We start from the raw sequence: 25,854 nt of genomic DNA, 5'->3' as shown, positions 1-25,854 counted from the left end.
TCTTACTTGCGTGAACGCAGCGCGCCGATACCGACGAGGCCCAGGCCCAGCAGCGCAAGCGATGCCGGTTCGGGTACGTCCTCGATCTGGTAGATTTCCGTCACGAAGCCTGCAACGTTGACATGGTCGGGATTGGACAGGCCGGTAGAACTGCACTGTGCAAAATCATCCACGCACTGTACCCGGGAGACCGTCTGCCGGTAGAAGAACGAAGCGTAAGGTGTGGCAGGGAGTTCGCTGAAGTCCAGGACGTCGTTGAAGAGGTCGGTATCCGTAAAGTTCAACTGCCCCTCCTTCTCATAGCGTACACCGCTATAGTTCGCGCCGGAGCGGTAGCCTTTGGTGACACTGTTGAGAAGCATGTAGCTGATGCTTTCGCTTGGATCGCCTTCGGTTTGTACGCTTCGGCTCAGTATCGAAGATACACCGCCACCGGACAGGTCCGGCGTGAACGAATGCGTACCGAACACGGTTTCCAGCGTGAATCCAAGCACCGGGGGGCGTCCGCGCACACCACCCTTGCCGATGCATTTCGCCGCGTCGTACATATAGCATCCGTAATCGCGCACAGCATTGAAGTTGCTGATTCCACCTGAATCGAACTGAATCGGTACTACGGCGTCGGGATCGAATGTCATCGTACCCTTGAGCGAAAAATCTGAATAGCTGAGCTCGTTTCCGTTGGGAGCATAGGCGTGCGTGAGGACGCCGGAAAAGCCGAGGGTGATCGGTTTGGCCATCGTCGGGCCTGCGGACAGCAGCAATAGGGCTGCACAAAGCGTTAGCGAAGATTTCATCAATCTCTACCAAGAAAGAAAAATTAAGAACAAGCAATTTCCGGACCAAGAAGATTTTTTCTTACGAATCAGAAGCTTATGCTCCTTGAAGCTTGAGAAACAGCAGAAGTGTAAAAAACATCGACACAGTTTCAGGTTGGCAATAAAAAAGCCGCTGACGAATCAGCGGCTTTTTGGAAAGCTTGGTGGAGGCGGCGGGAATCGAACCCGCGTCCGCAAGCACTCTACAGACAGTTCTACATACTTAGCACTATCAATTAATTTAACCTGGACAACGGGGATGTGCACCCTTTGGACAAGCGAGTCACCTATTATTTAACAGTCGACCAAGTGACCCGGCCTACTGCGAGCCCCTGTAAATGAGTCCACGAACCTTGCGGCACACCCCAGGGGCGAGGTGTTGTGGACCTAGCAGCAATTAAGCTGCGAGTGCGTACGAGTTATCGTTTGCAGTTATTGATTTCTGGATGTATTTACGAGGTAACCAGTCCTCGGTATGCCCTGCGCTGCTTTGCAACCAACGTCGAAACCAGGTCGCCCCCAACGAAAGAAGCTTCATTGTACTCCAATTCGCCGTCCCGTGCAGTCGAACGGCTTGGATCGCGCTGAATGTCAAGCCACCCCGGAAGATATGCGCACAGGATGACGAATGTGCAATATCATGGCGCGGGTAGTCTGGTCAATGTCACATCTGTCGGATGGGAACGCGAATGGATTGCATCGTCTGTGGTAATACTCAAACGGCTGGGCTCGCATTGTGGCATGCGACCTGTCCCGCCTGTCACTACGAAAGCGCGGCGCTGTCCGTTGCGATCAACGAACATACGGGGCCCGAAGTCAACGAAGCCGAGCGCGAAGCGGGCCTGAAGGCCCTGCGGCTCGAGAATTTCCGTGCCATTGTCCAGTACGCCAAACGGCATGCCCGGCCCGGAGGACGCAGCCTGCTCGACGTGGGCAGCGCCCATGGCTGGTTCCTGGAAGCGGCGCGCGAGCACTTCGAGGTACTCGGCGTCGAACCCGATGCGGTGGTCGGCTCGCGCGCCGCGGCGAGGGGTCTGCCGGTGCGGGCAGGCTTCTTCCCCGATGTACTGCGCGCGGACGAGCGCTTCGACGTCATCGTCTTCAACGACGTCATCGAACACATCCCGGACATCCGCAGCGCGCTCGACGCCTGCCAGCAGCGCCTGGATCCCGACGGCATCCTGATCCTCAACCTGCCCAGCAGCCGCGGCTTCTTCTACCGCCTGTCCAAAATCATCGCGCGGCTCGGATGGCGCTCGCCTTTCGAACGGCTGTGGCAGAAAGACCTGCCGTCGCCGCACGTGCACTATTTCAGCACCGACAACCTGGCCAGGCTGGTGGCGGAGCGCGGTTTCGAGCTGGTCGACAGCGCCGAGCTGCCGGCCCTGCGCGCCAAGGGCTTGCGTGAGCGGCTGAGCTGCGCCGGCAACGTGCCGTTGCTGTCGCTGTGGGTGCAGTACGCCGCCATCCTGTGCGCGATTCCCGTGCTGCGCGTCTTCCCAAGCGACATCATCGTCTGCATTTTCCGAAAAAAAACCGCAGGCTGAACAAGCCTGCGGTTCGGTAGGGAACAGTCACCAGGAAAGGCCGGAATGCGCCCCGCCCGGGTGAAAGCTAGCGATTGCGGTTGGCGATCTCGTTGCCGATCATGCCGCCGCCGATGATGCCGGCCACGGTGGCGAGCTTCTTGCCGTTGCCGCCGCCGATCTGGTTGCCGATCAGGCCGCCGATCACCGCGCCGGTGCCGATGCCGACATAGTTCGGCTGGGCCGGCGCCGGAGCAGGAGCGTGCTGCGGGTAGTAGCGCGGCTGGCTCGGCTTGGCGTGCACCACGCGGGTCTTCTCGACCACGCGGACTACCGGCTTCTCGCGGATCACTTCTTTCACGATCACGCGCTCAGGCTGCGGTGCGGGCTGGACCGCGGGCTGCATGTAGGCGAGCTGCTGGCCGGCTGCCACGGGCACGAGCATCTGCGGCGCCGGGCCGGCTGCCAGCTGGGTCGCCAGTTGCGGCGTCACCGGCGTCGCCGCCAGCTGGGCGGTCGCCATCTGGCCGTGGACGGTAGCGGCCGGCACCATCACGACCTGGCCCTGCGCCGTAGTGACCGGCACCATGTTCGCTTGCTGCATCGCCCCCTGGGCCGCATACGGGGAGGCGGCTGCCAGCTGGGCTGCCGGCGCGCCGGGCGCGCTGTTCGAATTCGGCAGCAGGCCGGTGATTGCGGCGGCGCCGGTCAGGCTGACAACGACGACCGACACGGCGGCAGCGGCCATCAGGGGATGAATGCGCGAGGTGATGACATTCTGGCGAGTGGTTTCCATGTTCTGCTCCGTAAATGACGTTGTTGTCGTATGGGAGTAGATTACCGGCGAGCTCGCCGCAGAACTAGACCGAAGCCTGTATCAATCGTAAAGACTTGTAAGCGAGAAGCGAGAAGCGAGAGGTGATGCGGCGGGCCGCAAGGCCCGCCGGGGAGGGAGGGCTTACGCCGTGGATGCAGTGGCGCGTGCGTTTTCCACCACGGTGCGCAGGGTTTGCAGCAGGTCGGTCGGGGTGTCGAGCAGGTAGTCTGCACCCCAGCTCGAGGGTTCGATGGCGCCGCAATAGCCCCAGTTGCAGGCCACCGTCACCATGCCGGCGGCGCGGCCTGCTTCGATGTCGCGCTTGTCGTCGCCCACGTACCAGCAGTGTTCGGGCGGCACGCCCAGGCGGCGCGCAGCTTCCAGCAGCGGGGCCGGATGGGGTTTCGGGAAGCCGGTGGTGTCGCCCGACACCACGCAGCCCGCGTGCGACAGGCCGATCTGCGGAATCAGCGGATCCGTAAAGCGCGCCGGCTTATTGGTGACGATTCCCCACGCCATACCGGCCTGTTCGATCCCGTACAGCAGTTCGGTCACGCCGCCGAACAGCGAGCTGTGCACGGCCATGGTTTCCTGGTAGCGGTCGAACCACTGCATGCGCAGTTCCTCGTATCCCTCGTCGCCCGGCGCCAGGCCGAAGGCGGCGCCGATCATGCCGCGCGCGCCGGCCGAGGCGGTAGGGCGCAGCACCGAATAGGGTGTCGGCGGCAGGCCGCGTTCGGTGCGCAGCCAGTTGACGGCGGCCGCGAGGTCGGGCGCGGTGTCGGCCAGCGTGCCATCGAGGTCGAACAGAATGGCACGCGGTGCCGGCAGGACGGTCGGGAGGGTCATGGAAAGGATAGAAGGAACAGTGCGCGGGAAAGTAAAACGATTACTGCGGCGGTTTGCTGCACGCCACCATGTAATTCACGTCGGTGTCGTTGTTGAGCGAGTAAATCCGGGTCAGCGGATTGTAAGTCAGGCCTTTCAGGCCGTCGACCTGCAGGCCGGCCAGGCGCGCGAATTGCGACAGCTCGGCCGGCGTGATGAACTTGGCGTAATCGTGGGTACCGCGCGGCAGCATGCGCAGCACGTATTCCGCCCCGATGACGGCGAACAGGTAGGACTTGGGGTTGCGGTTGAGCGTCGAGAAGAACACGTGCCCGCCCGGTTTAACGAGCGTGCTTGCTGCCTGCACGATCGAGGCTGGATCCGGCACGTGCTCGAGCATTTCCATGCACGTGACCACGTCGAACTGGCCGGCTTCTTCCGCCGCCATTTCTTCAGCCGAGATGTGCTTGTAGCGCACCTCGACACCCGATTCCAGGCCGTGCAGGTCGGCCACCTTCAGGGCCTTCTTCGACAGGTCGATGCCGGTGACCTTGGCGCCCTTGCGCGCCATGGCCTCGGACAGCACGCCGCCACCGCACCCGATGTCGATCACTTTCTTGCCCAGCAGCGGAGCGCGGGCATTGATCCACTCCAGGCGCAGCGGGTTGATCTCATGCAGCGGACGAAATTCCGAGGTCGGATCCCACCAGCGATGAGCCAATTCGCTGAATTTCTGGATTTCTAATGGGTCTGCGTTCGTATTCATACTTGGATAATAACGGAAATGAGCGGAACCACGGGCTGCCGCACGGAAAATATGTAAGGAGATGTAGCACATCCCACTGTACTCCGGGCCAAGCCGGACACGAAAAAAAACCCCGCCTTGGCGGGGTTCCATTGCAATCCCTGCGGGACTACCTGTTGACGGTACGGGTACCGACCACTTCGATTTCCACGCGGCGATTCTTTGCGCGGCCACTCGCGGTCTTGTTGTCGGCTTCGGGCTGCTTCTCGCCCTTGCCTTCGGTATAGATGCGGTTCTCTTCCACGCCCTTGCCTTTCAGGTAGGCCTTGACGGCTTCGGCGCGGCGGATCGACAGCTTCTGGTTGTAGGCATCGGTGCCGATCGAGTCGGTATGGCCGACGGCGATGATGACTTCCAGGTTCATGTCGCCCAGCTTGGACACCAGGTCGTCCAGCGAGGCCTTGCCGGCCGGCTTCAGGATGGCCTTGTCGAAGTCGAAGAATGCGTCGGCCGAATACGATACTTTTTCCGAGGTCGGGACTGGGGCCGGAGCCGGAGTCGGGGCCGGCGCCGGGGCAGGCGCCGGTGCGACGACAGGTGGAGGCGGCGGCGCCACGCACTTGCCGTTCTCCAGCTTCTCCGGCGGCACGCACAGCGGCGCGTCGCAGCCCGGGACCGCGTCGGCCGGGGTCCAGTAGCCGGTACGCCAGCACAGGCCGAAAGGATTGCGGGCAATCACGCCGCGGCTGTCCTGCACGTAGGCGCTGTACGGGGTACGCGCCTGGATGTCGGTGGTCAGCGGCGCATACGGCGCATCACTCTGGGCAGTCGCATTGCCCGCCATCGCAGCCAGGGCGACGAGCAGTAGGGTTGCCAGCTTATTCATATTCTTTTTCCTTTCGGGTAAATGCCTTGCGAAACTCAGCGGGGCGTTATGAGCAAAATATTAACACGTCCGGGGAAGGGAGCCAGTTCCGCATTGTGAAACACACAATTGATTTCCTGTCCATTTTGCCACATGCACTAGAAGCGCACGACTGTACCCAAATCAAACATTGTGCATTTTTCCATGACGTTGTTTTATTGCAACATTTTAGCAAGCGGCCCCGGCCGACATCGACAATGCTGGAACTGTCCGCCGTGAATCATGGTTTTGTGCTGACGCCAAGTGGCGCATGGTAGAATCGTCAGTTGCAATTAAAAGGACTTCGATAAATCTGCTGCGCGTTGCAGCGTCGGGTTCGGATGCTCACTGTACTTCTCGTACAGCTGCGCTTCCGGGCCAACGCTGTTGCCGCTCGCGACAGTTTCTCGAGGCCCTTCATAACCATCAGCCTGAAAGCAATCGACCCGCCCAATGGATCAATTCGCAAAAGAAACAGTTCCCATTTCCCTAGAAGAAGAAATGCGCAAGAGCTACCTCGATTACGCGATGAGCGTGATCGTGGGCCGTGCTCTGCCGGACGTGCGCGACGGCCTCAAGCCGGTGCATCGCCGCGTGCTTTACTCCATGCACGAGAGTAATTACGCGCACAACCGTCCGTACGTGAAATGCGCGCGCGTGGTCGGCGATACCATGGGTAAGTATCACCCGCACGGCGACGCGTCGATCTACGACACGCTGGTGCGCATGGCGCAGGACTTCTCGCTGCGCTATACCCTGGTCGACGGCCAGGGCAACTTCGGCTCGATCGACGGCGACAGCGCCGCGGCAATGCGCTACACCGAGTGCCGCCTGGACAAGATCGCCAGCGAACTGCTGGCCGACATCGACAAGGATACCGTCGACTACCAGCCGAACTACGACGGCAAGGAAAAGGAACCGACCGTCCTGCCGACCAAGATCCCGAACCTGCTCATCAACGGTTCCTCGGGCATCGCGGTGGGCATGGCCACCAACATCCCGCCGCACAACCTGTCGGAAGTCATCAACGGCGCCCAGCACCTGCTGAAGAACCCTGACTGCACGATCGACGAACTCATCGAGCTGATCCCGGCGCCGGATTTCCCGACCGCCGGCATCATCTACGGCGTCTCGGGCGTGCGCGACGGTTATCGCACCGGCCGCGGCCGCGTGGTGATGCGCGCCAAGACCCACTTCGAGGAATACGGCAAGGACGGCGGCCGCGTCGCGATCATCATCGACGAGCTGCCCTACCAGGTGAACAAGAAATCGCTGCTCGAGCGTATCGCCGAGAACGTGCGCGACAAGAAGCTGGAAGGCATCAGCGACATCCGCGACGAGTCCGATAAATCGGGCATGCGCGTGGTCATCGAACTGAAGCGCGGCGAAGTGCCGGAAGTGGTGCTGAACAACCTGTACAAGCAGACCCAGCTGCAGGATACCTTCGGCATGAACATGGTGGCGCTGGTCAACGGCCAGCCGAAGCTACTGAACCTCAAGCAGATGCTCGAGTGCTTCCTGTCGCACCGCCGCGAAGTGGTTACCCGCCGCACCGTGTTCGAGCTGCGCAAGGCGCGCGAGCGCGGCCACATGCTGGAAGGCCTGGCCGTGGCGCTGGCCAACATCGACGATTTCATCGCGATCATCAAGGCCGCGCCGACGCCGCCGATCGCCAAGGTCGAGCTGATGGGCAAGGCCTGGGATTCGTCCCTGGTGCGCGAAATGCTGAACCGCACCGAGATGGGCGCGTCCGGCGGCATCGAGGCCTTCCGTCCGGAGCACCTGCCGAAGCACTACGGCATGCAGCAGGATGGCCTGTACAAGCTGTCCGACGAGCAGGCCCAGGAAATCCTGCAGATGCGCCTGCAGCGCCTCACCGGTCTGGAACAGGACAAGATCATCAACGAGTACAAGGAAGTGATGGACCACATCGCCGACCTGCTCGACATCCTGTCCAAGCCGGAACGCGTGACCACCATCATCAGCGACGAGATGGTGCAGATCAAGAGCGACTACGCCGACAACGGCAAGGACACCCGCCGCTCGGTGATCGAGCACAACGCCAGCGACCTGGAAACCGAAGACCTGATCACCCCGCAGGACATGGTGGTCACGCTCTCGCACACCGGCTACATGAAGTCGCAGCCGATCGCCGAATACCGCGCCCAGAAGCGCGGCGGCCGCGGCAAGCAGGCGATGGCGACCAAGGACGAGGACTGGATCGACCAGCTGTTCATCGCCAATACCCACGACTACATGCTGTGCTTCTCGAACCGCGGCCGGATGTACTGGCTGAAGGTGTGGGAAGTGCCGCAGGGCTCGCGCAATTCGCGCGGCAAGCCGATCGTCAACATGTTCCCGCTGCAGGACGGCGAGAAGATCACCGTGATCCTGCCCCTGTCGGGCGAGAACCGGACCTTCCCGGAAGACCACTACGTGTTCATGGCGACCTCGCTGGGCACCGTCAAGAAGACCCCGCTGCGCGACTTCAGCAACCCGCGCAAGGCCGGCATCATCGCGGTCGACCTCGACGAAGGCGACGTGCTGGTGGGCGCCGCGCTGACCGACGGCCAGCACGACGTGATGCTATTCTCGGACGGCGGCAAGGCGGTGCGCTTCGACGAGAACGACGTGCGCCCGATGGGCCGCACCGCGCGCGGTGTGCGCGGCATGAACCTGGAAGAAGGCCAGCAGGTCATCGCCCTGCTGGTGGCCGAGAACGAGCAGCAGTCGGTGCTCACGGCCACCGAGAACGGCTTCGGCAAGCGTACCCCGATCACGGAGTACACCCGCCACGGCCGCGGCACCAAGGGCATGATCGCGATCCAGCAGTCCGAGCGTAACGGCAAGGTGGTGGCGGCGACCCTGGTCGAGACCACCGACGAGATCATGCTGATCACCACCGGCGGCGTCCTGATCCGCACCCGCGTGGCCGAGATCCGCGAGATGGGCCGCGCCACCCAGGGCGTCACCCTGATCGCGGTGGAGGACGGCACCAAGCTGTCCGGCCTGCAGCGCATCGTCGAGACCGACCTGGAAGAGGTCGAGATCGAACAGGCGCCGGAATAAGCCAGCTGACGGGCCGCATCGACGCGGCCCGTTTTTTTTCGTGCGGGCCGTATGGTTCGCACAGCAACCTGAACCGGGTACCTGGCCCGCAAGCACAACAATGAAAAAATTGATCCTCGCCCTGAGCACTGCCGCTGCCTTCGCGGCCATTCCCTCGTTCGCCCTGGCCGCACCCGCCGCTGACCCGCAAGCCACCGTCGCCGTCAAGGCCATGTTCGACGCGATGGAGATGCGCAAGAACATGAGCGCCATGCATGCGCAGATGCTGCAAGCCATGCCTGCCATGATGCGCCAGCAGTTGGGCGGCATGATCCAGGCCGATCCCAAGCTCAATGCGGAGCAGAAGAAGCAGGCCATGGCGAAGGTCGAACAGTCCCTGCCGCACATGTCCCAGTCGATCGGCAGGATCTTCAGCGATCCGACCCTGATGGACGCCCTGATCGACGAGATGGTGCCCCTGTACACCAACAACTATACGGTGGCCGAGATCAAGGAAATGACGGTGTTCTACCAGAGCCCGGTCGGCCGCAAGATGATGGCGCTCACGCCGAAGCTGTCCACCGAAGGCATGGCGGCGGCCCAGCGCGTGATGATGCCGCGCATCGGCAAGCTGATGCAGGAGATGGCCCAGGACGTCCAGAAACCCTAAGCGAACAGAAAGGACCGCCGGATGGCGCAAACGCAGGTATATAACTTCTCGGCCGGCCCGGCCGTCCTTCCCAAGGAAGTGCTGCAGCAGGCCGCAGCCGAGATGCTCGACTGGCATGGCAGCGGCATGTCGGTGATGGAGATGAGCCATCGCGGTCCGGAATTCATCTCGATCTACCAGCAGGCGGAACGCGACCTGCGCGAACTGCTGGCGGTGCCGCCCAACTACAAGATCCTGTTCATGCAGGGCGGGGGGCTCGGCCAGAACGCCATCATCCCGCTCAACCTGGTCGGCTGCTGCCCGCAGCCGGCGACGATCGATTTCATCCATACCGGTTCCTGGTCGGGCAAGTCGATCAAGGAAGCGAAGCGCTACGCCAACGTCAACATTGCGGCTTCGAGCGAAGCGAACGGCTTCCTGGGGGTGCCGCCGCAGGACTCGTGGCGCCTGACCTCGCACGCGGCCTACCTGCACATCTGCACCAACGAGACCATCGACGGCGTCGAATACAACTTCGCGCCCGAGATCGGGCCGCGCACGCCGATCGTGGCCGACATGTCCTCGCACATCCTGTCGCGGACCATCGACGTGTCGAAGTACGGCCTGATCTTCGCCGGCGCCCAGAAGAACATCGGCCCGGCCGGCCTGACCCTGGTGATCGTGCGCGACGACCTGCTCGAGGACGCGCTGCCGATCTGCCCCTCGGCTTTCCACTTCAAGACCGTGGCCGAGCACGAATCCATGTTCAACACCCCGCCGACCTACGCGATCTACATCGCCGGGCTGGTGTTCGCCCACCTCAAGAAGCAGGGCGGGGTGGCGGCCATGGAACGCATCAATATCGAGAAAGCGCGCCTGCTGTACGAGGCGCTGGATGCCGACGATTTCTACCAGAACCGCGTCGCGCCAGACAACCGCTCGCGCATGAACGTACCGTTCTTCCTGCGCGACGAATCCCTGAACGACAAATTCCTGGCCGGCGCGAAGGCGCGCGGGCTGCTGCAACTGAAGGGCCACAAGTCCGTCGGCGGCATGCGGGCATCGATCTACAACGCGATGCCGCTCGAGGGTGTACAAGCCCTCGTCGATTATTTGAACGAATTCGCAGGAAGATGACCATGCGTTCAACGGCGTGTGCGGTAACGCATGGGCCGGTTGAACGCGCGGCCGGCAAAGCCGGCCACCCTACGCAGGGTGGCCGGCTCCGCCGACCGCGCGTCCAACAAATGCATGAACGGCCCGCGACATGAATAACGAGCTAACGATGAACGACAAACTCACTCCCCTGCGCGAGCAGATCGACGCGATCGACGCGCAAATCCTCGACCTCCTGGGCCGGCGCGGCCAGATCGCCCAGCAGGTCGGCCACGTCAAGGCCGAGACCAACGCCCCCGTGTTCCGCCCCGAGCGCGAGGCCCAGGTGCTGCGCGGCGTGGCCGAGCGCAATCCCGGCCCGCTGAAGGACCGCGACGTCCAGACCATCTTCCGCGAGATCATGTCGTCCTGCCGCGCGCTGGAAAAGCGCGTCACGGTCGCCTATCTCGGCCCGTCGGGCACCTTCAGCGAGCAGGCCGTGTACCAGCAGTTCGGCACCGCCATCGAGACGCTGCCCTGCGTCTCGATCGACGAGGTGTTCCGCGCCACCGAGGCCGGTACCGCCGACTTCGGCGTGGTCCCGGTCGAGAACTCCTCCGAGGGCGCGATCAACCGCACCCTCGACCTGATGCTGGCCACCACCACCGTCATCAGCGGCGAGATATCGATTCCGGTCCACCACAGCCTGATGACGAAGACCGGCAGCATGGAGGGCGTCACGGTCGTGTGCGCCCACTCGCAGGCGCTGGCCCAGTGCCAGGTCTGGCTCAACCTGCACCATCCCGGCATCGAGCGCCGCGCCGTGGCATCGAACGCCGAAGCGGCGATCCTGGCGAGCCAGGATCCCACGGTGGCCGCGATCGCCAGCGAGATGGCGGGCGAGCAGTACAGCCTCGGCGTGGTGCAGGCCCACATCCAGGATGACCCGCACAACCGCACCCGCTTCGCCGTGATCGGCAGCCTGGAAACAGGGCCTTCCGGCCGCGACCACACCTCGATCGTGCTGGCAGTGCCGAACAAGGCGGGCGCCGTCTACAGCCTGCTGGCGCCGCTGGCGAAGCACGGCGTCTCGATGACCCGTTTCGAGTCGCGCCCGGCGCGCATCGGCACCTGGGAGTACTACTTCTACGTCGACATCGAAGGCCACGTGCGTGATCCGGCGGTGGCCCGCGCCCTCGGCGAGCTGAAGGACAACGCGGCTTTCTTCAAGATACTCGGCTCCTACCCGCAAAGCCTTTGATTTTTTTCTATCTTTTATTCGAGAATCCCCATGTCCCAATTCGGTCCCGATTACGTCCGCGCCATCGCCCCTTACCAGGCCGGCAAACCCATCGCTGAAGTCGCCCGCGAGTTCGGCCTCGAGGAAGCCAGGATCGTCAAGCTCGCTTCCAACGAAAACCCCTTCGGCGTGCCCGAATCGAGCCGCGCCGCCATGGCCCGGGCGGCCGCCGACCTCGGTCGCTACCCGGACGCCAACGGCTTCGAGCTGAAGGCGGCGCTCTCCAGCCGCTACGACGTGCCTGCCGACTGGATCACGCTCGGCAACGGCAGCAACGACATCCTGGAAATCGCCGCGCACGCGTTCGTGCAGAAGGGCGAGTCGGTGGTGTACTCGCAGTACTCGTTCGCCGTCTACGCGCTCGCCACCCAGGGCGTGGGCGGCCGCGCCATCGTGGTGCCGGCCAGGGACCATGGCCACGACCTGGATGCGATGGCCGCCGCGATTCAAGGCGACACCCGCCTGGTCTACGTCGCCAACCCGAACAACCCGACCGGCACCTTCATCCCGGCCGAGCGCGTCGAAGCCTTCCTGCAGAAAGTGCCTTCGAACGTCGTGGTCGTGCTGGACGAGGCCTACAACGAATACCTGGCGCCCGAGCACCAGTTCGAGTCGAGCCAGTGGGTGCGCAAGTATCCGAACCTGATCGTTTCTCGCACCTTCTCCAAGGCCTATGGCCTGGCCGGCCTGCGGGTGGGCTTCGCGATCGCCCAGCCGGCGGTGACCGACCTGATGAACCGCATCCGCCAGCCCTTCAACGTCAATTCGCTGGCCCAGGCCGCCGCGGTCGCCGCGCTGAACGACAAGGACTTCCTGGAGAAGGGTGCGCAGAACAACTTCGCCGGCTACCGGCAGCTGACCGCCGCCTTCGAGGAACTCGGCCTGGAATACGTACCCTCGTTCGGCAACTTCGTGCTGGTGAAGGTCGGCGACGACGAGGGGGCCGGCGCCCGCGTCAACCTGGCCTTGCTGAAGCAGGGCGTGATCGTGCGCCCGGTCGGCAACTACGGCCTGCACCAGTGGCTGCGCATCTCGATCGGGCTGCCGGAGGAAAACGCGGCATGCATCGCCGCCCTCAAGCAGGTCATCGGCTGAATGATCGACCGCCTCGTCATCGTCGGCGCCGGGCTGATCGGCGGTTCCTTCGCACTGGCGCTCAAGCGCGCCGGCGTGGTCCGCCACGTGGCCGGCCTGGGACGCGATCCGCAGGCGATGGCGCGTGCGCTGGAGCTGGGCATCGTCGACGAGGTGTGCGATTCGCCGGCGCAGGCGCTGCGCGGCGCGGACCTGGTGCTGCTGGCGGCGCCGGTGGGGCAGACCGGCTCCATCCTTGCTTCGCTGCTGCCCCATCTCGAACCGCACACCATCGTCACCGACGCCGGCAGCACCAAATGCGACGTGGTCCAGGCTGCGCGCGAAGCGCTGGGCGACCGGATGCGGCAGTTCGTGCCCGGCCACCCGATCGCCGGCAGCGAATCGAACGGACCGGACGCCGCGCGCGCGGAGCTCTACCGCGGCAAGAAGACCGTGCTCACGCCGCTGCCGGAGAACGCCGCGAACGACGTGGAACGGGTGGCCGCCGCCTGGCGCGCCTGCGGTTCGCTCATCCACACCTTGAGCCCGGAAGACCATGACCGCGTGTTCGCCGCCGTCAGCCACCTGCCGCACCTGCTGGCCTACGCGCTGGTGGACGACATCGCCGCCAAGCCGCACGCCGGCCTGCTGTTCCAGTACGCGGCCAGCGGCTTTCGCGACTTCACCCGGATCGCGGGATCGTCGCCCGAGATGTGGCGCGACATCAGCCTGGCCAACCGCGATGCGCTGCTCACCGAGCTCGATGCATATCTGGCACAATTGACTACATTGCGGGCGCAGCTCGCCGCCGCCGACGCACGCGGCCTCGAAACCGTCTTCGCCAATGCGCAGCGCGCACGGCGCGAGTGGATCGAGGCGATCGAGGCCGGCTCGGCGCCCCCGCAGTCCGAACATCCGCATCAGGACACAGAATGACGCAGTCTAAACACTATCCGCAGCACATCGACCTCGAGCCCGTGATCCACGTGGAGGGCCGCGTGCGCCTGCCGGGCTCCAAGAGCATCTCGAACCGCACGCTGCTGCTGGCGGCCCTGTCGCAAGGCACGACGACGATCCACGACCTGCTGGCCTCGGACGACACCATGGTGATGCTGGGCGCGCTGCGCTCGCTCGGCATCAAGTGGGACGAGGTGGACGAACGCACCGTGCTCGTGCACGGCAACGGCGGCGTGCTGCCGATCCACGAGGCCGACCTCTTCATGGGCAACGCCGGCACCGCGATCCGCCCGCTCACGGCGGCGCTGGCCGTGATCGGCGGCGACTATACCCTGCACGGCGTGTCGCGCATGCACGAGCGCCCGATCGGCGACCTGGTCGACGCCCTGAACGAAGTGGGCGCCCAGATCGAGTACACGGGCGAACCGGGTTTTCCGCCGCTGCGCATCCGGCGCGGCCGCATTGCAGCCAACCGCATCGCCGTGCGCGGCAATGTGTCGAGCCAGTTCCTGACGGCGCTCCTGATGGCGGCGCCCCTGATGGCGACGGGGCACGCCGTGTCGATCGACGTGGTGGGCGAGCTGATCTCGAAACCCTACATCGAAATCACCCTCAACCTGATGCGCCGCTTCGGCGTGACGGTGGAGCAGAACGGCTGGTCCTCGTTCACCGTGCACCCTGGCCAGCACTACGTCTCGCCGGGCAGCATCCACGTCGAAGGCGACGCCTCCTCGGCGTCCTACTTCCTGGCGGCCGGCGCGATCGCCGGCGGGCCGGTGCGGGTGGAGGGCGTGGGCGAGCAGAGCATCCAGGGCGACGTGCGCTTCGCCGATGCGCTCGAACGCATGGGCGCCATCGTGACCCGCGGCGAGAACTGGATCGAGGCGCGCTCGAGCGGCGTGCTGAAGGCCATCGATGCCGACTTCAACCACATCCCGGACGCCGCCATGACCATCGCCGTGGCGGCGCTGTATGCCGACGGCCCGAGCACGCTGCGCAACATCGCCAGCTGGCGCGTCAAGGAAACCGACCGCCTGGCGGCCATGGCTCTGGAGCTGCGCAAGGTGGGCGCCGAGGTGGAGGAGGGGCCGGACTACATTCGTATCACGCCTCCCGACCAGCTGAAACCGGCTACCATCGACACCTACGACGACCACCGGATGGCGATGTGCTTCTCGCTGGCCTCGCTCGACGGCAAGGCGCGGCGCGGAAACGCCATGCGCATCAACGATCCGAAATGCGTCGCCAAGACCTTTCCCGAGTACTTCGAGGCGTTTGCGGGCATCGCGCGCAACGAGCTGTTTTAATCGACCAAGCAAGGCGGCCCTGCCGCCTGCACACGCATATGCCGAACAATCCCATTCCCGTCATCGCCATCGACGGCCCGACCGCTTCGGGCAAGGGCACCGTCGCCGCCAAGGTCGCCGAGCGCCTGGGCTTCCACCTGCTCGATTCGGGCGCCCTGTACCGCCTGACGGCGCTGCAGGCCCTGCGCCGCGGCACTGAGCTGCGCGACGAGCACGGCATCGCCAAACTGGCCGAGCACCTGCCAGCGCATTTCGTCGGGGGCGACATTTTCCTGAACAACGAGAACGTCACCGCGGCCATCCGGGCCGAAGAAGTTGGCAACATGGCATCAAAGATCGCCGCGCTGCCGACCGTGCGCCAGGCGCTGTATGCCCTGCAGCTGGGCTTTCGCGAGACCCCCGGCCTGGTGGCCGACGGGCGCGACATGGGCACGGTAATCTTTCCTGGGGCAAAACTAAAAGTGTTCTTGACCGCAAGCGTCGAGGCAAGGGCGCAACGCCGGTATAAGCAATTGATTGACAAAGGATTTTCTGCTAATATGGACGATCTGCTGAAGGATTTGAAGGAGCGGGACGAGCGCGACACCAAGCGCGCCATCGCTCCCCTGGTCCCGGCAGAGGATGCGCACTTGCTCGATACCTCGAATATGACGGCTGCGGAAGCGGTTGAACAGGTGTTGGCGTGGTATGCGCATTCCTGAGTTTTGAAGGGTATTGATACCTTCGCAAATTGTCTTCACTGCCACTGGCAGTGAAGACTTCCCGCGCAGGCGGGAATCCAGGTTCCTTGCGTCTAGTTGGCTTGAGTCATCGCCGCGAAAGCGCAAACGAAATTGGGTCCCCGCCTTCGCGGGGACGACGTGCAGGAGTACGTGGTCGTGGGAGCGTGGTCGAAAGCTCGCCTTCTACGCACGTTCGCCGCGCATCGTTCTCGTAGGTGCCTGCGACAGCAATTCCGCCGTCGCAGGTGTGTGTCAACCTAACCCCAGTTCAGTCCGCACTATCGCCGGCCTGCTGGGCTAACTTGAGTAATATCCTTTATGTCTACTGCAATCAATCAAGATACCGGCATGGAAAGCTTCGCCGCCCTGTTCGAAGAGTCGCTGTCGCGTCAGGACATGCGTTCGGGCGAAGTCATCTCGGCTGAAGTCGTGCGCCTGGATCACAACTTCGTGATCGTCAACGCCGGCCTGAAGTCGGAAGCCTTCATTCCGGTCGAAGAATTCAAGAATGACCAGGGCGAGCTGGAAGTCCAGATCGGCGACTTCGTCTCCGTGGCCATCGAATCGCTGGAAAACGGTTTCGGCGATACCATCCTGTCGCGCGACAAGGCCAAGCGCCTGGCATCGTGGCTGGCGCTGGAAAAAGCAATGGAATCGGGCGAGATCGTCACCGGTACCGTCAACGGTAAAGTCAAGGGCGGCCTGACCGTCCTGACCAACGGCATCCGCGCATTCCTGCCGGGTTCGCTGGTCGACACCCGTCCGGTCAAGGACACCACCCCGTTCGAAGGCAAGACCCTGGAGTTCAAGGTCATCAAGCTGGACCGCAAGCGTAACAACGTCGTCCTGTCGCGCCGCGCCGTCATCGAAGCATCGATGGGCGAAGAGCGCCAGAAGCTGATGGAAACCCTGAAGGAAGGCACCGTGGTCACCGGCGTCGTCAAGAACATCACCGACTACGGTGCGTTCGTCGACCTGGGCGGCATCGACGGCCTGCTGCACATCACCGACCTGGCATGGCGTCGCGTGCGTCACCCGTCGGAAGTGCTGTCGGTTGGCCAGGAAATCACCGCCAAGGTCCTCAAGTACGACCAGGAAAAGAACCGCGTCTCGCTGGGCGTCAAGCAGCTGGGCGACGATCCGTGGACCGGTCTGTCGCGTCGCTACCCGCAAGGCACCCGTCTGTTCGGCAAGGTCACCAACCTGACCGACTACGGCGCGTTCGTGGAAGTCGAGCAGGGCATCGAAGGCCTGGTGCACGTCTCGGAAATGGACTGGACCAACAAGAACGTGGCTCCGAACAAGGTTGTCCAGCTGGGCGACGAAGTCGAAGTCATGGTCCTGGAAATCGACGAAGAGCGTCGCCGTATCTCGCTGGGCATGAAGCAGTGCAAGGCGAACCCATGGGACGACTTCGGCATGACCCACAAGAAGGGCGACAAGGTTAGGGGTTCGATCAAGTCGATCACCGACTTCGGCGTGTTCATCGGCCTGCCGGGCAACATCGACGGCCTGGTGCACCTGTCGGACCTGTCCTGGACCGAAGCCGGCGAAGAAGCCGTGCGCCGCTTCAAGAAGGGCGACGAGCTGGAAGCCGTCGTGCTGGCCATCGACGTCGAGCGCGAGCGTGTCTCGCTGGGCGTGAAGCAGCTGGAAGGCGACCCGTTCAACAACTTCGCATCGCTGAACGACAAGGGCACCCTGGTCACCGGCACCGTGAAGTCGGTTGAGCCGAAAGGCGCCGTCATCGCCCTGAACGACGAAGTCGAAGGTTACCTGCGCGCTTCGGAAATCTCGCGTGACCGCGTGGAAGACGCCGGCACCCACCTGAAAGTGGGCGACAAGGTCGAAGCCCTGGTCATCAACATCGATCGCAAGGCTCGCAGCATCCAGCTGTCGATCAAGGCGAAAGACAATGTCGAGACCCAGGAAGCGATGAGCAAGCTGGCCAACGACAACAGCGCTGCTTCGGGCACCACCAGCCTGGGCGCACTGCTGAAGGCCAAGTTCGACAACAAAAACTGAGCAAGAACTGAGCAAGACTTAGTTCTGACAGGAGCGACCAGATGACCAAGTCCGAGCTGATCAACCGCCTGGCTGAGCGCTATTCTCAGCTGGTGGCAAAAGATGCCGAGTTTGCCGTCAAGACCATCCTGGATGCGATGACCAATGCCCTGGCAACGGGGCAGCGCATCGAGATCCGCGGTTTCGGCAGCTTCGCGCTGAACAGCCGGCCTCCCCGCATCGGCCGCAACCCGAAGTCCGGCGACAAGGTGATGGTGCCCGAAAAACGGGTGCCCCACTTCAAGCCGGGCAAGCAGTTGCGCGAGCGGGTGGACGCGATGGTCGGGCAACCGATCATGGAAGACTGAAGTCGTCTGCGAGCACGCAGACAAGAACGGCGTCCCTTCAGGGATGCCGTTTTTTTTCGTGCTTGCGTCAGCGGTTTGCCTACAGAATTGGATCCCGGCCTGCGCCGGGGTGACGGTCTTGAGGCGATTGGTGAACGCAAACAAGGGCGTTCCGGTAATTCCATAGCGCAGGGATTAGCTCTACCTTTGCACCACCCACTGTCGAGCACCCCCTCGCCTTTTGAAATATCATGTTGGATATGCGACACTTCGCCTTTGAGCACCCATTTACGCATTCACCCAGCGGGCACTGCTGATGAAATTTGTCTCCACCATTGTTGGCATCATCCTGTTCGTGCTGTTCTTCGGCTTCGCCCTGAAGAACACGCAGGAAGTCGAGCTCTATCTCTTCCTGGGCTACGAACTGCGCGGCCCGCTGGTGCTGATGCTGCTGGCCTTCTTCATCGCCGGCGCCGCACTCGGCATCCTGGCCCTGACCCCGACCGTGTTCCGCCAGCGCCGCCAGACTTCACAGCACCAGAACACCATCCAGGCCTTGCAGAGCGCCGCCGGCACCGGCACGGCCAACCTGCCGCCGCAGCCGGATGCCGTGAGCCCGGCGCAGAAGCTGGCCCAATAAGCGCCACAGGCGCCACACAGAACAAGAACATATGGAATTCGAAATCTGGATGCTCCTCGGCATCCCATTCTTCTTCGGCCTGGGCTGGATCGCCGCCCGCGTCGACATCAAGGAACTGGTCTCCGAATCGCGCTCGCTTCCGCGCGGCTACTTCAAGGGCTTGAACCACCTGCTCAACGACCAGCCCGACAAGGCCATCGACTCCTTCATCGAGATCGTCAAGCTCGACCCTGAATCGGCCGACATGCACTTCGCCCTCGGCAACCTGTTCCGCCGCCGCGGCGAGACCGAGCGCGCCATCCGCGTGCACCAGAACCTGCTCGCGCGTCCCGACCTGCCGAGCGAACAGAAGGCCCACGCCCAGTACGAACTCGGCATGGATTACCTGAAAGCCGGCCTGCTCGACCGCGCCGAGGAAACCTTCAACCTGCTGGTCGACACGCCCTTCGAGGTACAGGCGCGCCGCGCGCTGCTCGAGATCTACCAGCGCGAAAAGGAATGGCGCCGCGCGATCGACGTGGCCGTGGGCCTGCAGGAATCCGGCGCAGGCGCCCGCCAGAAGGAAATCGCGCAGTTCTACTGCGAACTGGCCCAGGACGCCTTGGTGCACCTGCAGCCGAGCGACGCCATGCAGCTGCTCGACCGGGCCCTGCAGGCCGATCGCTCCAGCGTGCGCGCCACCATCCTGATCGGCGATGCCCAGCTGGCGCAGGGCGACGCCGAAGCGGCCCTGAAGACCTGGCGCCGCGTCGAGCACCAGAGCGTGCCGCACGTGGCGCTGGTGGCAGCACGCCTGATGGACGGCTACCGCAAGGTCGGACGACCGCAGGAAGGGGTCAAGCTGCTGCGCGCCTATCTGGCGGAAGCGTCATCCATTGACCTGATCGAAGTGGTGTTCAAGGCGGTTATCGAACTCGACGGCGTGGAGGCTGCCAAACAGCTGGTGATCGAGGAACTGCGCCGCAATCCCACGCTGCTGGGCCTGGATAAGCTGCTGGAGGCGCGCCTGATGGACGCACCGGCCCACGTGTGGGAGGAACTGTCGATGGTGAAAAACCTGGTGCAGCGCTACACCCAGAAGCTGGCGCGCTACCAGTGCAGCCACTGCGGCTTCAAGGCGCGCCAGTTCTACTGGCAATGCCCGGGCTGCAGCCGCTGGGAAACCTATCCCCCGCGCCGTACCGAAGAACTTAATGTGATGAATTGACGCAGCAAACTTATGACTCACCCGATCCCGAGCCGCCTGCTGGCGGCAGACAGCTTCCGCCGCGCGGCGGCCCCTGAACTCTCCAGCGTGCGCCTGCTCGTGGTGGGCGACGTCATGCTCGACCGCTACTGGTTCGGCGAGGTCTCGCGCATCTCCCCGGAAGCCCCGGTGCCAGTCGTGCGCATCGAGCGCCGCGAGGAACGCCTGGGCGGCGCCGCCAACGTGGCGCGCAACGCCGCCGCACTGGGCGCCCACACGGGCCTGCTGGGCGTGACCGGCAAGGACGAAGCAGGGGAAGAGGTCGAGAAGCTGTTGCGCGAAGCAACGATCCATAGCTATATGAAGCGCGACGACGCGATTTCCACCATCATCAAGCTGCGCGTCATCGGCCGCCAGCAGCAGATGGTGCGCATCGATTTCGAGGATGCGCCGACCGAGACCGTGCTGCGCGACAAGCTCGACCAGTTCCGCGCGCTGCTGCCCGACTACGACGTGGTGATCATGTCCGACTACAACAAGGGCGCGCTGGTGAACGTGGCCGAGATGGTGAAGGAAGCGCGCGCCGCCGGCAAGATCGTGCTGGTCGACCCGAAGGGCGACGATTTTTCGCCTTACCGCGGCGCCAGCATCCTGACCCCGAACCGTTCTGAACTGCAGCGCGTCGTCGGCGCCTGGAAGACCGAGGAGCAATTGACCGACAAGGCGCAGCGCCTGCGCGCCGAGCTGGGCCTGGACGCCTTGCTGCTGACGCGCTCGGAAGAAGGCATGAGCCTGTACAGCGCCGACGAGGTGCTGCATGTGCATGCCGACGCGCGCGAAGTGTTCGACGTCTCGGGCGCCGGCGATACCGTGATCGCGACGCTGGCCGCCATGCTGGGCGCCGGCGCGCCGCTGGCCGACGCGCTGGCCACCGCCAACCGCGCCGGCGGCATCGTGGTCGGCAAGCTGGGTACTGCCACCGTCACCCGCGAGGAACTGTTCCCGGGTTGAGTTCGCTCAAGCGCCGACCGTCAACGACGGCCGGGCAGCTCCGTTAGGGCAGGATGGATGGCGCCGCCATCCATTTGTGAACCTACGGAGAACGAGTAATGATCAAGAAACTGATGCTTGCTGTTGCCGCACTGGTCGCCTCGACCGGTATCGCCTTCGCCCAGGTGGACGTCAACAAGGCCGACACGGCCGCGCTGGACGGCGTCAAGGGCGTGGGCCCGAACATGTCGAAGATGATCCTCGACGAGCGCGCCAAGGGCCAGTTCAAGGACTGGGCAGACTTCCAGCAGCGCGTGAAAGGCGTGGGCGACAAGAAGGCGATGAAACTGTCCGAGGCCGGACTGGTGGTCAACGGCAAGGCGATGGAAGCGGGCGCCGCCAAGCCGGCCAAGGCGGAGAAGACCTCGGCCAAGGCCGGGGGCAAGGCGAAGCCGGCCGAGCAGAAGGCGATGTAAAACAAAAACCGCGGCGACGCTAATGCCGTTCAGTTAAGCGTAGGGTGGCCGGGTTCTCCCGGCCGCGCGTCCAGCTCCGACGTGAGCTGCCACTGTGCATCAGTGATTTGAATGCGCGGCCGGCGAAGCGTGGTCTGGTCCACTGGACCAGACTACCCCTACATTTTTTCGCTAACTGAACAGCATTACCGCGGCGACGCGGTTTTTTGTTGCCGGAAGGCCGGGCAGGCCACGCTGTCCGGCCAGGCACGACCTTACTGGCGGATGCGGATGGCGATGTTGACCTGCGGCTCGCGCCGGTCATAACGGTCATATCGCTCATATCGCTCATAGTGGGGCGCATGGCCCGCGTATGCCGGATAGTAGCCTTGCTGCACGACCGGACGCCCGTCGTAGCGGTCGTGGTAGCGGCGCTCATCGTAGCGGCGGTCCGAATGGCGACGGTCCGAATAGTGGCGGTCCGGACGCGCGCACTCGCGCTTTTCCTTGTACCTGCCTTTCTTCCATTTCTGCTCGACCTTGCAGTGCCCGTCCCAATATACCTGCTTGTATACGCGGTCATGACGGCCTTTGCCGTGTCCATGTTTCCAGGAGTCTGCCATGGCGGCGGACGGTACCGATGCAAGGGCAAGCAACAACAGTGACATGGCCGGTTTCTTCATGATGGGCTCCTTATCCGTATGGCGCCATACTAGACGAGCCCGGCCTGTGTTCCGCTGCGACTGTGTTATCGAATGTTACAGGCCCGCATGGGCTTGCTCAGCCGGCGGCCCGACGCAGGATTTTTTCCATCGGCCTGCCTTTCGCAAGCTCGTCCACCAGCTTGTCGAGGTAACGGATCTGCTGCATCAGCGGGTCCTCCACCGCTTCGACGCGCACGCCGCACACCAGGCCGGTGATCAGCGCGCTGTCCGGATTCGGGGCGGGCGCCTCGGAAAAGAAATCGGCAAAGCTCGCCTGCCGGTCGATCTGCCGCTGCAGGCCGGCACTGTCGTAGCCGGTCAGCCAGCAGATGAGCTGGTCGACTTCTTCCCTGGCGCGCCCCTTTCTTTCCGCCTTCTGGACGTAGAGCGGATATACCGTGGCGAAGGAAGTGCCGAAGATACGGTGCCCGGACATGCGCCTCCCTATGAGCAAAATTATTTTTGATGAATTTGAGCAATAAAACACAGGCCGTGCTATAGTTGATCTTTCCCAAGGGAAATATCACTTAGTTTCTTGCTAAGCCCATCCGGTGTTAACTTACTATTTAGTCATGACAACAAGGTCTCTCACCATCGGCAAGCGCCTGGCAATTGGCTACGGCGCCGTCTTTTTCCTGATGATCGTACTGACGGCGCTGGCGATCAGCCGCGTCGGCGACATCGACAGCATCCTCAACCATATCAACGACGTCAACAACGTCAAGCAGCGGTACGCGATCAATTTCCGCGGCAGCGTTCATGACCGCGCCATCGCCTTGCGCGACGTCGTCCTGTCGGCCGATCCTGCCGCCGCTGCCGCTCCGGTCACGCTCATCAAGGTATTGGATGAGCATTATGCACGCTCGGCCGAGCCGATGGACAAGCTGTTCCAGTCGCTGGACGATGTGCCGCCGGCCGAGAAAGAGGCGCTGGCCGCCATCAAGGCGCAGGAAAGCCGCACCAAACCGCTGATCGAGCGCGTGATCGCGCTCCACGCGGGTGGTCAGGCGCCCGAAGCCGCCGCCTTGCTGTCGCAACAGGCGGCGCCGGCCTTCGTCGACTGGCTGGCCAGCATCAACGTCTTCATCGACATGCAGGAGAAACAGAACAACCAGGAAGCTGCCGACGCGCGCAAGATGGCGTCCGGTTTCTTCGGCTGGATGGCGTTGTTGTGCCTGGGCGCCATTGCCGTCGGCGCGGCCGGCGCCTGGTACATCGCCCGCAGCCTGCTGCGCCAGCTCGGCGGCCAGCCCGACTATGCCGCATCGATCGTCAGCGCCATTGCCGCCGGGGATCTCGGCGTGAAGATCGAGACCGCCTCCAATGACCGCAGCAGCCTGCTGTTCGCCATGCAGGGCATGCGCGACAGCCTCGTTTCCATCGTTGAGCAGGTGCGCAACGGCACCCTGAACATGGCGAGCGTGTCGACCGAGATTGCCGACGGCAACCGCGATCTGTCCAGCCGCACCGAACGCCAGGCCGGCACGCTGGAAGCGACAACCGCATCGGTCGAGCAGCTTACCGCCACCGTGCGCCAGAATGCGGACAATGCCCACCAGGCCAACGCGCTGGCGGAATCGGCGTCGGAAGTGGCGGTGCGCGGCGGCGCCGTCGTCGCCCAGGTCGTCGAAACCATGGCGTCGATTAACGAATCCTCGAAACGGATCGTCGATATCATCGGCGTGATCGACGGTATCGCCTTCCAGACCAACATCCTCGCATTGAACGCCGCGGTCGAGGCGGCGCGGGCGGGCGAGCAGGGGCGCGGGTTTGCCGTGGTAGCGGCCGAAGTGCGCAACCTGGCGCAGCGCTCCGCTGCGGCAGCCGGGGAAATCAAGGGACTGATCGGCAGCTCGGTCGAGCGCGTCGGTGCCGGCGCCCGGCTCGTCGACGAAGCGGGCTCGACAATGAACGATATCGTGGCATCGGTGCGCCGTGTCACCGACATCATGGCCGAGATCAGCCGCGCCAGCGCCGAGCAGAGCGCCGGCATCGGACAGGTCAACGACGCGATCGGCCAGATGGACGAGGCGACCCGCCAGAACGCAAGCATGGTGCAGCAGGCGACGGCGGCGGCGGCGGCCCTGGCAGACGAGGCCGAGCGCCTGGCGCAGGTAGTCAGCGTGTTCCGCCTCGGATCCGCGCACGGCGCGATGCAGGCCCGGCCGGCGCGGCTGGCCATTGCCGCAGCCTGATCGACAGGGGGCTGCCGCGGCGGCGGCGGGCCCCGCGCGGCTGGCGCATGTATTGACTGACACCAATCACAGCGCATGAGAAGATGTGCATGTCTTCCTGTACACCACACTAGAAAGGTACTCATGCCTCACGCCCGCATCCCTTCCTCCCTGCTGGCCGCAGTGCTCGCGTTCGGCGCCGGCACTGCCGCTGCAGCCGCCACCCCGGCCACTGCAGCCCCGGACATGAAGCGCCAGCAAGCGCAAATCAACAAGATCCTCGCCGAGATCTCGCCCAAGCGTATTGAAGGCTATGTCGCCAAGCTGGTGAGCTTCGGCACCCGGCACACGATGTCGGAAACCGAATCGGAGACGCGCGGCATCGGCGCCGCCCGCCGCTGGATCAAGGCCGAGCTGGAGCGCTGCGGCGCCGGCACCCCTCTGCAAGTGGCTTTCGACAGCCACGTGGCGCCAGTGTCTGCCCGCATTTCGCGCCCGACCGAAATCGTCAACGTGGTCGCCACTCTGCCCGGCACCCAGCAAGCCTCGAAGGACCGCATCTACGTCGTCAGCGGCCACTACGATTCGCGCGTCAGCGACGTGATGAACTACACGGCCGACGCCCCGGGCGCCAACGACGACGCCTCGGGCACCGCGGCCACCATGGAACTGGCCTGCGTGATGGCCAGGCACAAGTTCGACGCCACCATCGTCTTCATGGCGGTGGCGGCCGAAGAACAGGGCCTGCTGGGCGCGCGCCACTGGGCCACCCAGGCGCGCCAGAAGAACCTGAACATCGCCGGAATGTACACCAACGACATCATCGGCAGCTCGCGCGCCGACAACGGCAAGGTGGACAACAAGCAGGTGCGCCTGTTCTCGCAGAGCATTCCTGCCACCAAGGAAATGAGCGAGACCGTGCGGCAGCTGGTCGCCACCGGCGGCGATAGCGATTCGCTGTCGCGCCAGTTGGCCCGCCACACCAAGGAGATGGGCGAGCGCTATGTGAAAGGCTTCAAGGTGTCCGTCATCCACCGCGCCGACCGCTACCTGCGCGGCGGCGACCACATGCCTTTCCTGGAGCAGGGCTATGCCGCCCTGCGCTTCACCGAGCCGGCCGAAGACTTCGCGCACCAGCACCAGGACCTGCGTACCGAAAATGGCAAGGTCTACGGCGACCTGGTCGAGTTTAATGATGTCGATTACATTGCCAAGGTGACCAAGGTGAACGCGGCGGCGCTGGCCTCGCTGGCGCTGGCCCCGGCTGCGCCGCAGAACGTCAAGCTGCGCACCGACAAGCTGACCAACGATTCGACCCTGGTCTGGCAGGCGAATGCCGAGCCGGACGTGGCCGGCTACCGCATCGTGTGGCGCGAGACCACCGCCTCCGACTGGCAGGGCGCCAAGTGGGTTGGTAACGTCACCGAGGCAACGGTCGATTTGTCGAAGGACAATGTGTTCTTCGGTGTGCAGGCAGTCGACAAGGACGGCAACGTCAGCGTCGCCACCTATCCGCTGCCGCAGCGCTGATCCGGCGCAGCTGATGCCCTGGACCGTCCGTCCC

The 25,854-nt window shown here is 63.8% G+C and carries 24 protein-coding genes and 1 other RNA gene; 17 read left to right on the top strand and 8 right to left on the bottom strand.

Annotated elements, in window-relative coordinates:
* Positions 1–2 precede the first annotated feature (2 nt).
* Together AC56KL_RS12910 and ssrA are read right to left on the bottom strand one after the other, a co-directional pair.
* A complete protein-coding gene (locus AC56KL_RS12910) occupies positions 3–740 on the bottom strand; it encodes a PEP-CTERM sorting domain-containing protein (protein WP_497180557.1) in 738 nt (245 codons plus the stop codon).
* A 240-nt stretch (positions 741–980) separates the two neighbouring features.
* Positions 981–1,339: a transfer-messenger RNA gene (gene ssrA, locus AC56KL_RS12905) on the bottom strand.
* Between the two features lie 213 nt (positions 1,340–1,552).
* Between ssrA and AC56KL_RS12900 the strand changes: the two genes are divergently transcribed.
* Entirely contained in the window at positions 1,553–2,365 is an 813-nt protein-coding gene (locus tag AC56KL_RS12900; protein ID WP_497180556.1) for a class I SAM-dependent methyltransferase, read from the top strand.
* A 67-nt stretch (positions 2,366–2,432) separates the two neighbouring features.
* Here the strand turns inward: AC56KL_RS12900 and AC56KL_RS12895 are convergent, their stop codons facing one another.
* The 4 genes from AC56KL_RS12895 to ompA form a co-directional block, all read right to left on the bottom strand.
* Positions 2,433–3,140 carry a glycine zipper 2TM domain-containing protein gene (locus tag AC56KL_RS12895; RefSeq protein ID WP_497180555.1) on the bottom strand — a complete coding sequence of 236 codons (708 nt, stop codon included), beginning with the start codon at positions 3,138–3,140 and terminating at the stop codon, positions 2,433–2,435.
* 162 nt (positions 3,141–3,302) lie between these two features.
* Positions 3,303–4,010 (bottom strand): HAD family hydrolase, encoded by a 708-nt coding sequence (locus AC56KL_RS12890; protein ID WP_497180554.1) that lies wholly within the window; start codon positions 4,008–4,010, stop codon positions 3,303–3,305.
* A gap of 40 nt (positions 4,011–4,050) precedes the next feature.
* Positions 4,051–4,755: a bifunctional 2-polyprenyl-6-hydroxyphenol methylase/3-demethylubiquinol 3-O-methyltransferase UbiG gene (gene ubiG, locus AC56KL_RS12885; protein WP_497180553.1), complete on the bottom strand. Its 705-nt coding sequence runs from the start codon at positions 4,753–4,755 to the stop codon at positions 4,051–4,053.
* A gap of 148 nt (positions 4,756–4,903) precedes the next feature.
* On the bottom strand, positions 4,904–5,620 hold the full coding sequence (gene ompA, locus AC56KL_RS12880; protein WP_497180552.1) for an outer membrane protein OmpA: 717 nt from the start codon (positions 5,618–5,620) through the stop codon (positions 4,904–4,906).
* A gap of 471 nt (positions 5,621–6,091) precedes the next feature.
* Here ompA and gyrA point away from each other — a divergent pair, with 471 nt between their 5' ends.
* From gyrA to AC56KL_RS12810, 14 genes are all read left to right on the top strand, one after another.
* Positions 6,092–8,707 (top strand): DNA gyrase subunit A, encoded by a 2,616-nt coding sequence (gene gyrA / locus AC56KL_RS12875; RefSeq protein ID WP_497180551.1) that lies wholly within the window; start codon positions 6,092–6,094, stop codon positions 8,705–8,707.
* Positions 8,708–8,807: 100 nt separating this feature from the next.
* Positions 8,808–9,356, top strand: coding sequence for a DUF2059 domain-containing protein (locus tag AC56KL_RS12870; RefSeq protein WP_497180550.1), 549 nt, complete (start codon positions 8,808–8,810; stop codon positions 9,354–9,356).
* A 21-nt stretch (positions 9,357–9,377) separates the two neighbouring features.
* Positions 9,378–10,472: a 3-phosphoserine/phosphohydroxythreonine transaminase gene (gene serC / locus AC56KL_RS12865; RefSeq protein ID WP_497180549.1), complete on the top strand. Its 1,095-nt coding sequence runs from the start codon at positions 9,378–9,380 to the stop codon at positions 10,470–10,472.
* Between the two features lie 148 nt (positions 10,473–10,620).
* A complete protein-coding gene (pheA, locus tag AC56KL_RS12860) occupies positions 10,621–11,691 on the top strand; it encodes a prephenate dehydratase (protein ID WP_497180548.1) in 1,071 nt (356 codons plus the stop codon).
* Positions 11,692–11,721: 30 nt separating this feature from the next.
* Positions 11,722–12,825, top strand: coding sequence for a histidinol-phosphate transaminase (gene hisC / locus AC56KL_RS12855; protein ID WP_497180547.1), 1,104 nt, complete (start codon positions 11,722–11,724; stop codon positions 12,823–12,825).
* Positions 12,826–13,740 (top strand): prephenate dehydrogenase, encoded by a 915-nt coding sequence (locus AC56KL_RS12850; RefSeq protein WP_497180546.1) that lies wholly within the window; start codon positions 12,826–12,828, stop codon positions 13,738–13,740.
* Positions 13,737–15,068 carry a 3-phosphoshikimate 1-carboxyvinyltransferase gene (aroA, locus tag AC56KL_RS12845; protein WP_497180545.1) on the top strand — a complete coding sequence of 444 codons (1,332 nt, stop codon included), beginning with the start codon at positions 13,737–13,739 and terminating at the stop codon, positions 15,066–15,068. Before AC56KL_RS12850 ends, aroA begins: the two co-directional genes overlap by 4 nt.
* A gap of 38 nt (positions 15,069–15,106) precedes the next feature.
* A complete protein-coding gene (cmk, locus tag AC56KL_RS12840; RefSeq protein WP_497180544.1) occupies positions 15,107–15,769 on the top strand; it encodes a (d)CMP kinase in 663 nt (220 codons plus the stop codon).
* A 339-nt stretch (positions 15,770–16,108) separates the two neighbouring features.
* Positions 16,109–17,815 carry a 30S ribosomal protein S1 gene (rpsA, locus tag AC56KL_RS12835; RefSeq protein ID WP_497180543.1) on the top strand — a complete coding sequence of 569 codons (1,707 nt, stop codon included), beginning with the start codon at positions 16,109–16,111 and terminating at the stop codon, positions 17,813–17,815.
* A gap of 41 nt (positions 17,816–17,856) precedes the next feature.
* Positions 17,857–18,162, top strand: a complete 306-nt coding sequence (locus AC56KL_RS12830) for an integration host factor subunit beta (RefSeq protein WP_036216108.1) — start codon at positions 17,857–17,859, stop codon at positions 18,160–18,162.
* 295 nt (positions 18,163–18,457) lie between these two features.
* Positions 18,458–18,781 carry a LapA family protein gene (locus AC56KL_RS12825; RefSeq protein WP_497180542.1) on the top strand — a complete coding sequence of 108 codons (324 nt, stop codon included), beginning with the start codon at positions 18,458–18,460 and terminating at the stop codon, positions 18,779–18,781.
* Positions 18,782–18,812: 31 nt separating this feature from the next.
* Positions 18,813–19,988 (top strand): lipopolysaccharide assembly protein LapB, encoded by a 1,176-nt coding sequence (gene lapB, locus AC56KL_RS12820; RefSeq protein ID WP_497180541.1) that lies wholly within the window; start codon positions 18,813–18,815, stop codon positions 19,986–19,988.
* A gap of 12 nt (positions 19,989–20,000) precedes the next feature.
* The gene (gene rfaE1 / locus AC56KL_RS12815; RefSeq protein WP_497180540.1) at positions 20,001–20,978 is read left to right on the top strand and encodes a D-glycero-beta-D-manno-heptose-7-phosphate kinase; all 978 of its coding nucleotides are present in this window, start codon (positions 20,001–20,003) and stop codon (positions 20,976–20,978) included.
* A gap of 98 nt (positions 20,979–21,076) precedes the next feature.
* Positions 21,077–21,433, top strand: a complete 357-nt coding sequence (locus AC56KL_RS12810; RefSeq protein ID WP_497180539.1) for a ComEA family DNA-binding protein — start codon at positions 21,077–21,079, stop codon at positions 21,431–21,433.
* A gap of 254 nt (positions 21,434–21,687) precedes the next feature.
* On the opposite strand, the gene AC56KL_RS12805 is transcribed toward AC56KL_RS12810, so the two are convergent.
* Together AC56KL_RS12805 and AC56KL_RS12800 are read right to left on the bottom strand one after the other, a co-directional pair.
* A complete protein-coding gene (locus tag AC56KL_RS12805; protein WP_497180538.1) occupies positions 21,688–22,095 on the bottom strand; it encodes a hypothetical protein in 408 nt (135 codons plus the stop codon).
* 97 nt (positions 22,096–22,192) lie between these two features.
* Positions 22,193–22,552 (bottom strand): DUF2200 domain-containing protein, encoded by a 360-nt coding sequence (locus AC56KL_RS12800; protein WP_497180537.1) that lies wholly within the window; start codon positions 22,550–22,552, stop codon positions 22,193–22,195.
* A gap of 136 nt (positions 22,553–22,688) precedes the next feature.
* Between AC56KL_RS12800 and AC56KL_RS12795 the strand changes: the two genes are divergently transcribed.
* Together AC56KL_RS12795 and AC56KL_RS12790 are read left to right on the top strand one after the other, a co-directional pair.
* The gene (locus tag AC56KL_RS12795; RefSeq protein WP_497180536.1) at positions 22,689–24,311 is read left to right on the top strand and encodes a methyl-accepting chemotaxis protein; all 1,623 of its coding nucleotides are present in this window, start codon (positions 22,689–22,691) and stop codon (positions 24,309–24,311) included.
* A 123-nt stretch (positions 24,312–24,434) separates the two neighbouring features.
* Positions 24,435–25,820 (top strand): M20/M25/M40 family metallo-hydrolase, encoded by a 1,386-nt coding sequence (locus AC56KL_RS12790; RefSeq protein ID WP_497180535.1) that lies wholly within the window; start codon positions 24,435–24,437, stop codon positions 25,818–25,820.
* Positions 25,821–25,854 lie beyond the last annotated feature (34 nt).

This window comes from Telluria sp. ZB4P34 (assembly GCF_059686055.1).
Note: the sequence above shows the minus strand (reverse complement) of the source record. Positions and strands in the feature narration are given on the sequence as shown.

What these genes read in the sequence shown, in the direction of transcription:
- AC56KL_RS12810 (WP_497180539.1), top strand. Translation starts at nt 21,077, where the DNA reads ATGATCAAGAAACTGATGCTTGCTGTTGCCGCACTGGTCGCCTCGACC.
- AC56KL_RS12870 (WP_497180550.1), top strand. Translation starts at nt 8,808, where the DNA reads ATGAAAAAATTGATCCTCGCCCTGAGCACTGCCGCTGCCTTCGCGGCC.
- rfaE1 (WP_497180540.1), top strand. Translation starts at nt 20,001, where the DNA reads ATGACTCACCCGATCCCGAGCCGCCTGCTGGCGGCAGACAGCTTCCGC.
- AC56KL_RS12790 (WP_497180535.1), top strand. Translation starts at nt 24,435, where the DNA reads ATGCCTCACGCCCGCATCCCTTCCTCCCTGCTGGCCGCAGTGCTCGCG.
- AC56KL_RS12795 (WP_497180536.1), top strand. Translation starts at nt 22,689, where the DNA reads ATGACAACAAGGTCTCTCACCATCGGCAAGCGCCTGGCAATTGGCTAC.
- AC56KL_RS12800 (WP_497180537.1), bottom strand. Translation starts at nt 22,552, where the DNA reads ATGTCCGGGCACCGTATCTTCGGCACTTCCTTCGCCACGGTATATCCG.
- AC56KL_RS12850 (WP_497180546.1), top strand. Translation starts at nt 12,826, where the DNA reads ATGATCGACCGCCTCGTCATCGTCGGCGCCGGGCTGATCGGCGGTTCC.
- AC56KL_RS12895 (WP_497180555.1), bottom strand. Translation starts at nt 3,140, where the DNA reads ATGGAAACCACTCGCCAGAATGTCATCACCTCGCGCATTCATCCCCTG.
- rpsA (WP_497180543.1), top strand. Translation starts at nt 16,109, where the DNA reads ATGTCTACTGCAATCAATCAAGATACCGGCATGGAAAGCTTCGCCGCC.
- lapB (WP_497180541.1), top strand. Translation starts at nt 18,813, where the DNA reads ATGGAATTCGAAATCTGGATGCTCCTCGGCATCCCATTCTTCTTCGGC.
- serC (WP_497180549.1), top strand. Translation starts at nt 9,378, where the DNA reads ATGGCGCAAACGCAGGTATATAACTTCTCGGCCGGCCCGGCCGTCCTT.
- AC56KL_RS12910 (WP_497180557.1), bottom strand. Translation starts at nt 740, where the DNA reads ATGGCCAAACCGATCACCCTCGGCTTTTCCGGCGTCCTCACGCACGCC.
- AC56KL_RS12805 (WP_497180538.1), bottom strand. Translation starts at nt 22,095, where the DNA reads ATGAAGAAACCGGCCATGTCACTGTTGTTGCTTGCCCTTGCATCGGTA.
- pheA (WP_497180548.1), top strand. Translation starts at nt 10,621, where the DNA reads ATGAACGACAAACTCACTCCCCTGCGCGAGCAGATCGACGCGATCGAC.
- AC56KL_RS12830 (WP_036216108.1), top strand. Translation starts at nt 17,857, where the DNA reads ATGACCAAGTCCGAGCTGATCAACCGCCTGGCTGAGCGCTATTCTCAG.
- aroA (WP_497180545.1), top strand. Translation starts at nt 13,737, where the DNA reads ATGACGCAGTCTAAACACTATCCGCAGCACATCGACCTCGAGCCCGTG.
- AC56KL_RS12825 (WP_497180542.1), top strand. Translation starts at nt 18,458, where the DNA reads ATGAAATTTGTCTCCACCATTGTTGGCATCATCCTGTTCGTGCTGTTC.
- AC56KL_RS12890 (WP_497180554.1), bottom strand. Translation starts at nt 4,010, where the DNA reads ATGACCCTCCCGACCGTCCTGCCGGCACCGCGTGCCATTCTGTTCGAC.
- hisC (WP_497180547.1), top strand. Translation starts at nt 11,722, where the DNA reads ATGTCCCAATTCGGTCCCGATTACGTCCGCGCCATCGCCCCTTACCAG.
- gyrA (WP_497180551.1), top strand. Translation starts at nt 6,092, where the DNA reads ATGGATCAATTCGCAAAAGAAACAGTTCCCATTTCCCTAGAAGAAGAA.
- ompA (WP_497180552.1), bottom strand. Translation starts at nt 5,620, where the DNA reads ATGAATAAGCTGGCAACCCTACTGCTCGTCGCCCTGGCTGCGATGGCG.
- cmk (WP_497180544.1), top strand. Translation starts at nt 15,107, where the DNA reads ATGCCGAACAATCCCATTCCCGTCATCGCCATCGACGGCCCGACCGCT.
- ubiG (WP_497180553.1), bottom strand. Translation starts at nt 4,755, where the DNA reads ATGAATACGAACGCAGACCCATTAGAAATCCAGAAATTCAGCGAATTG.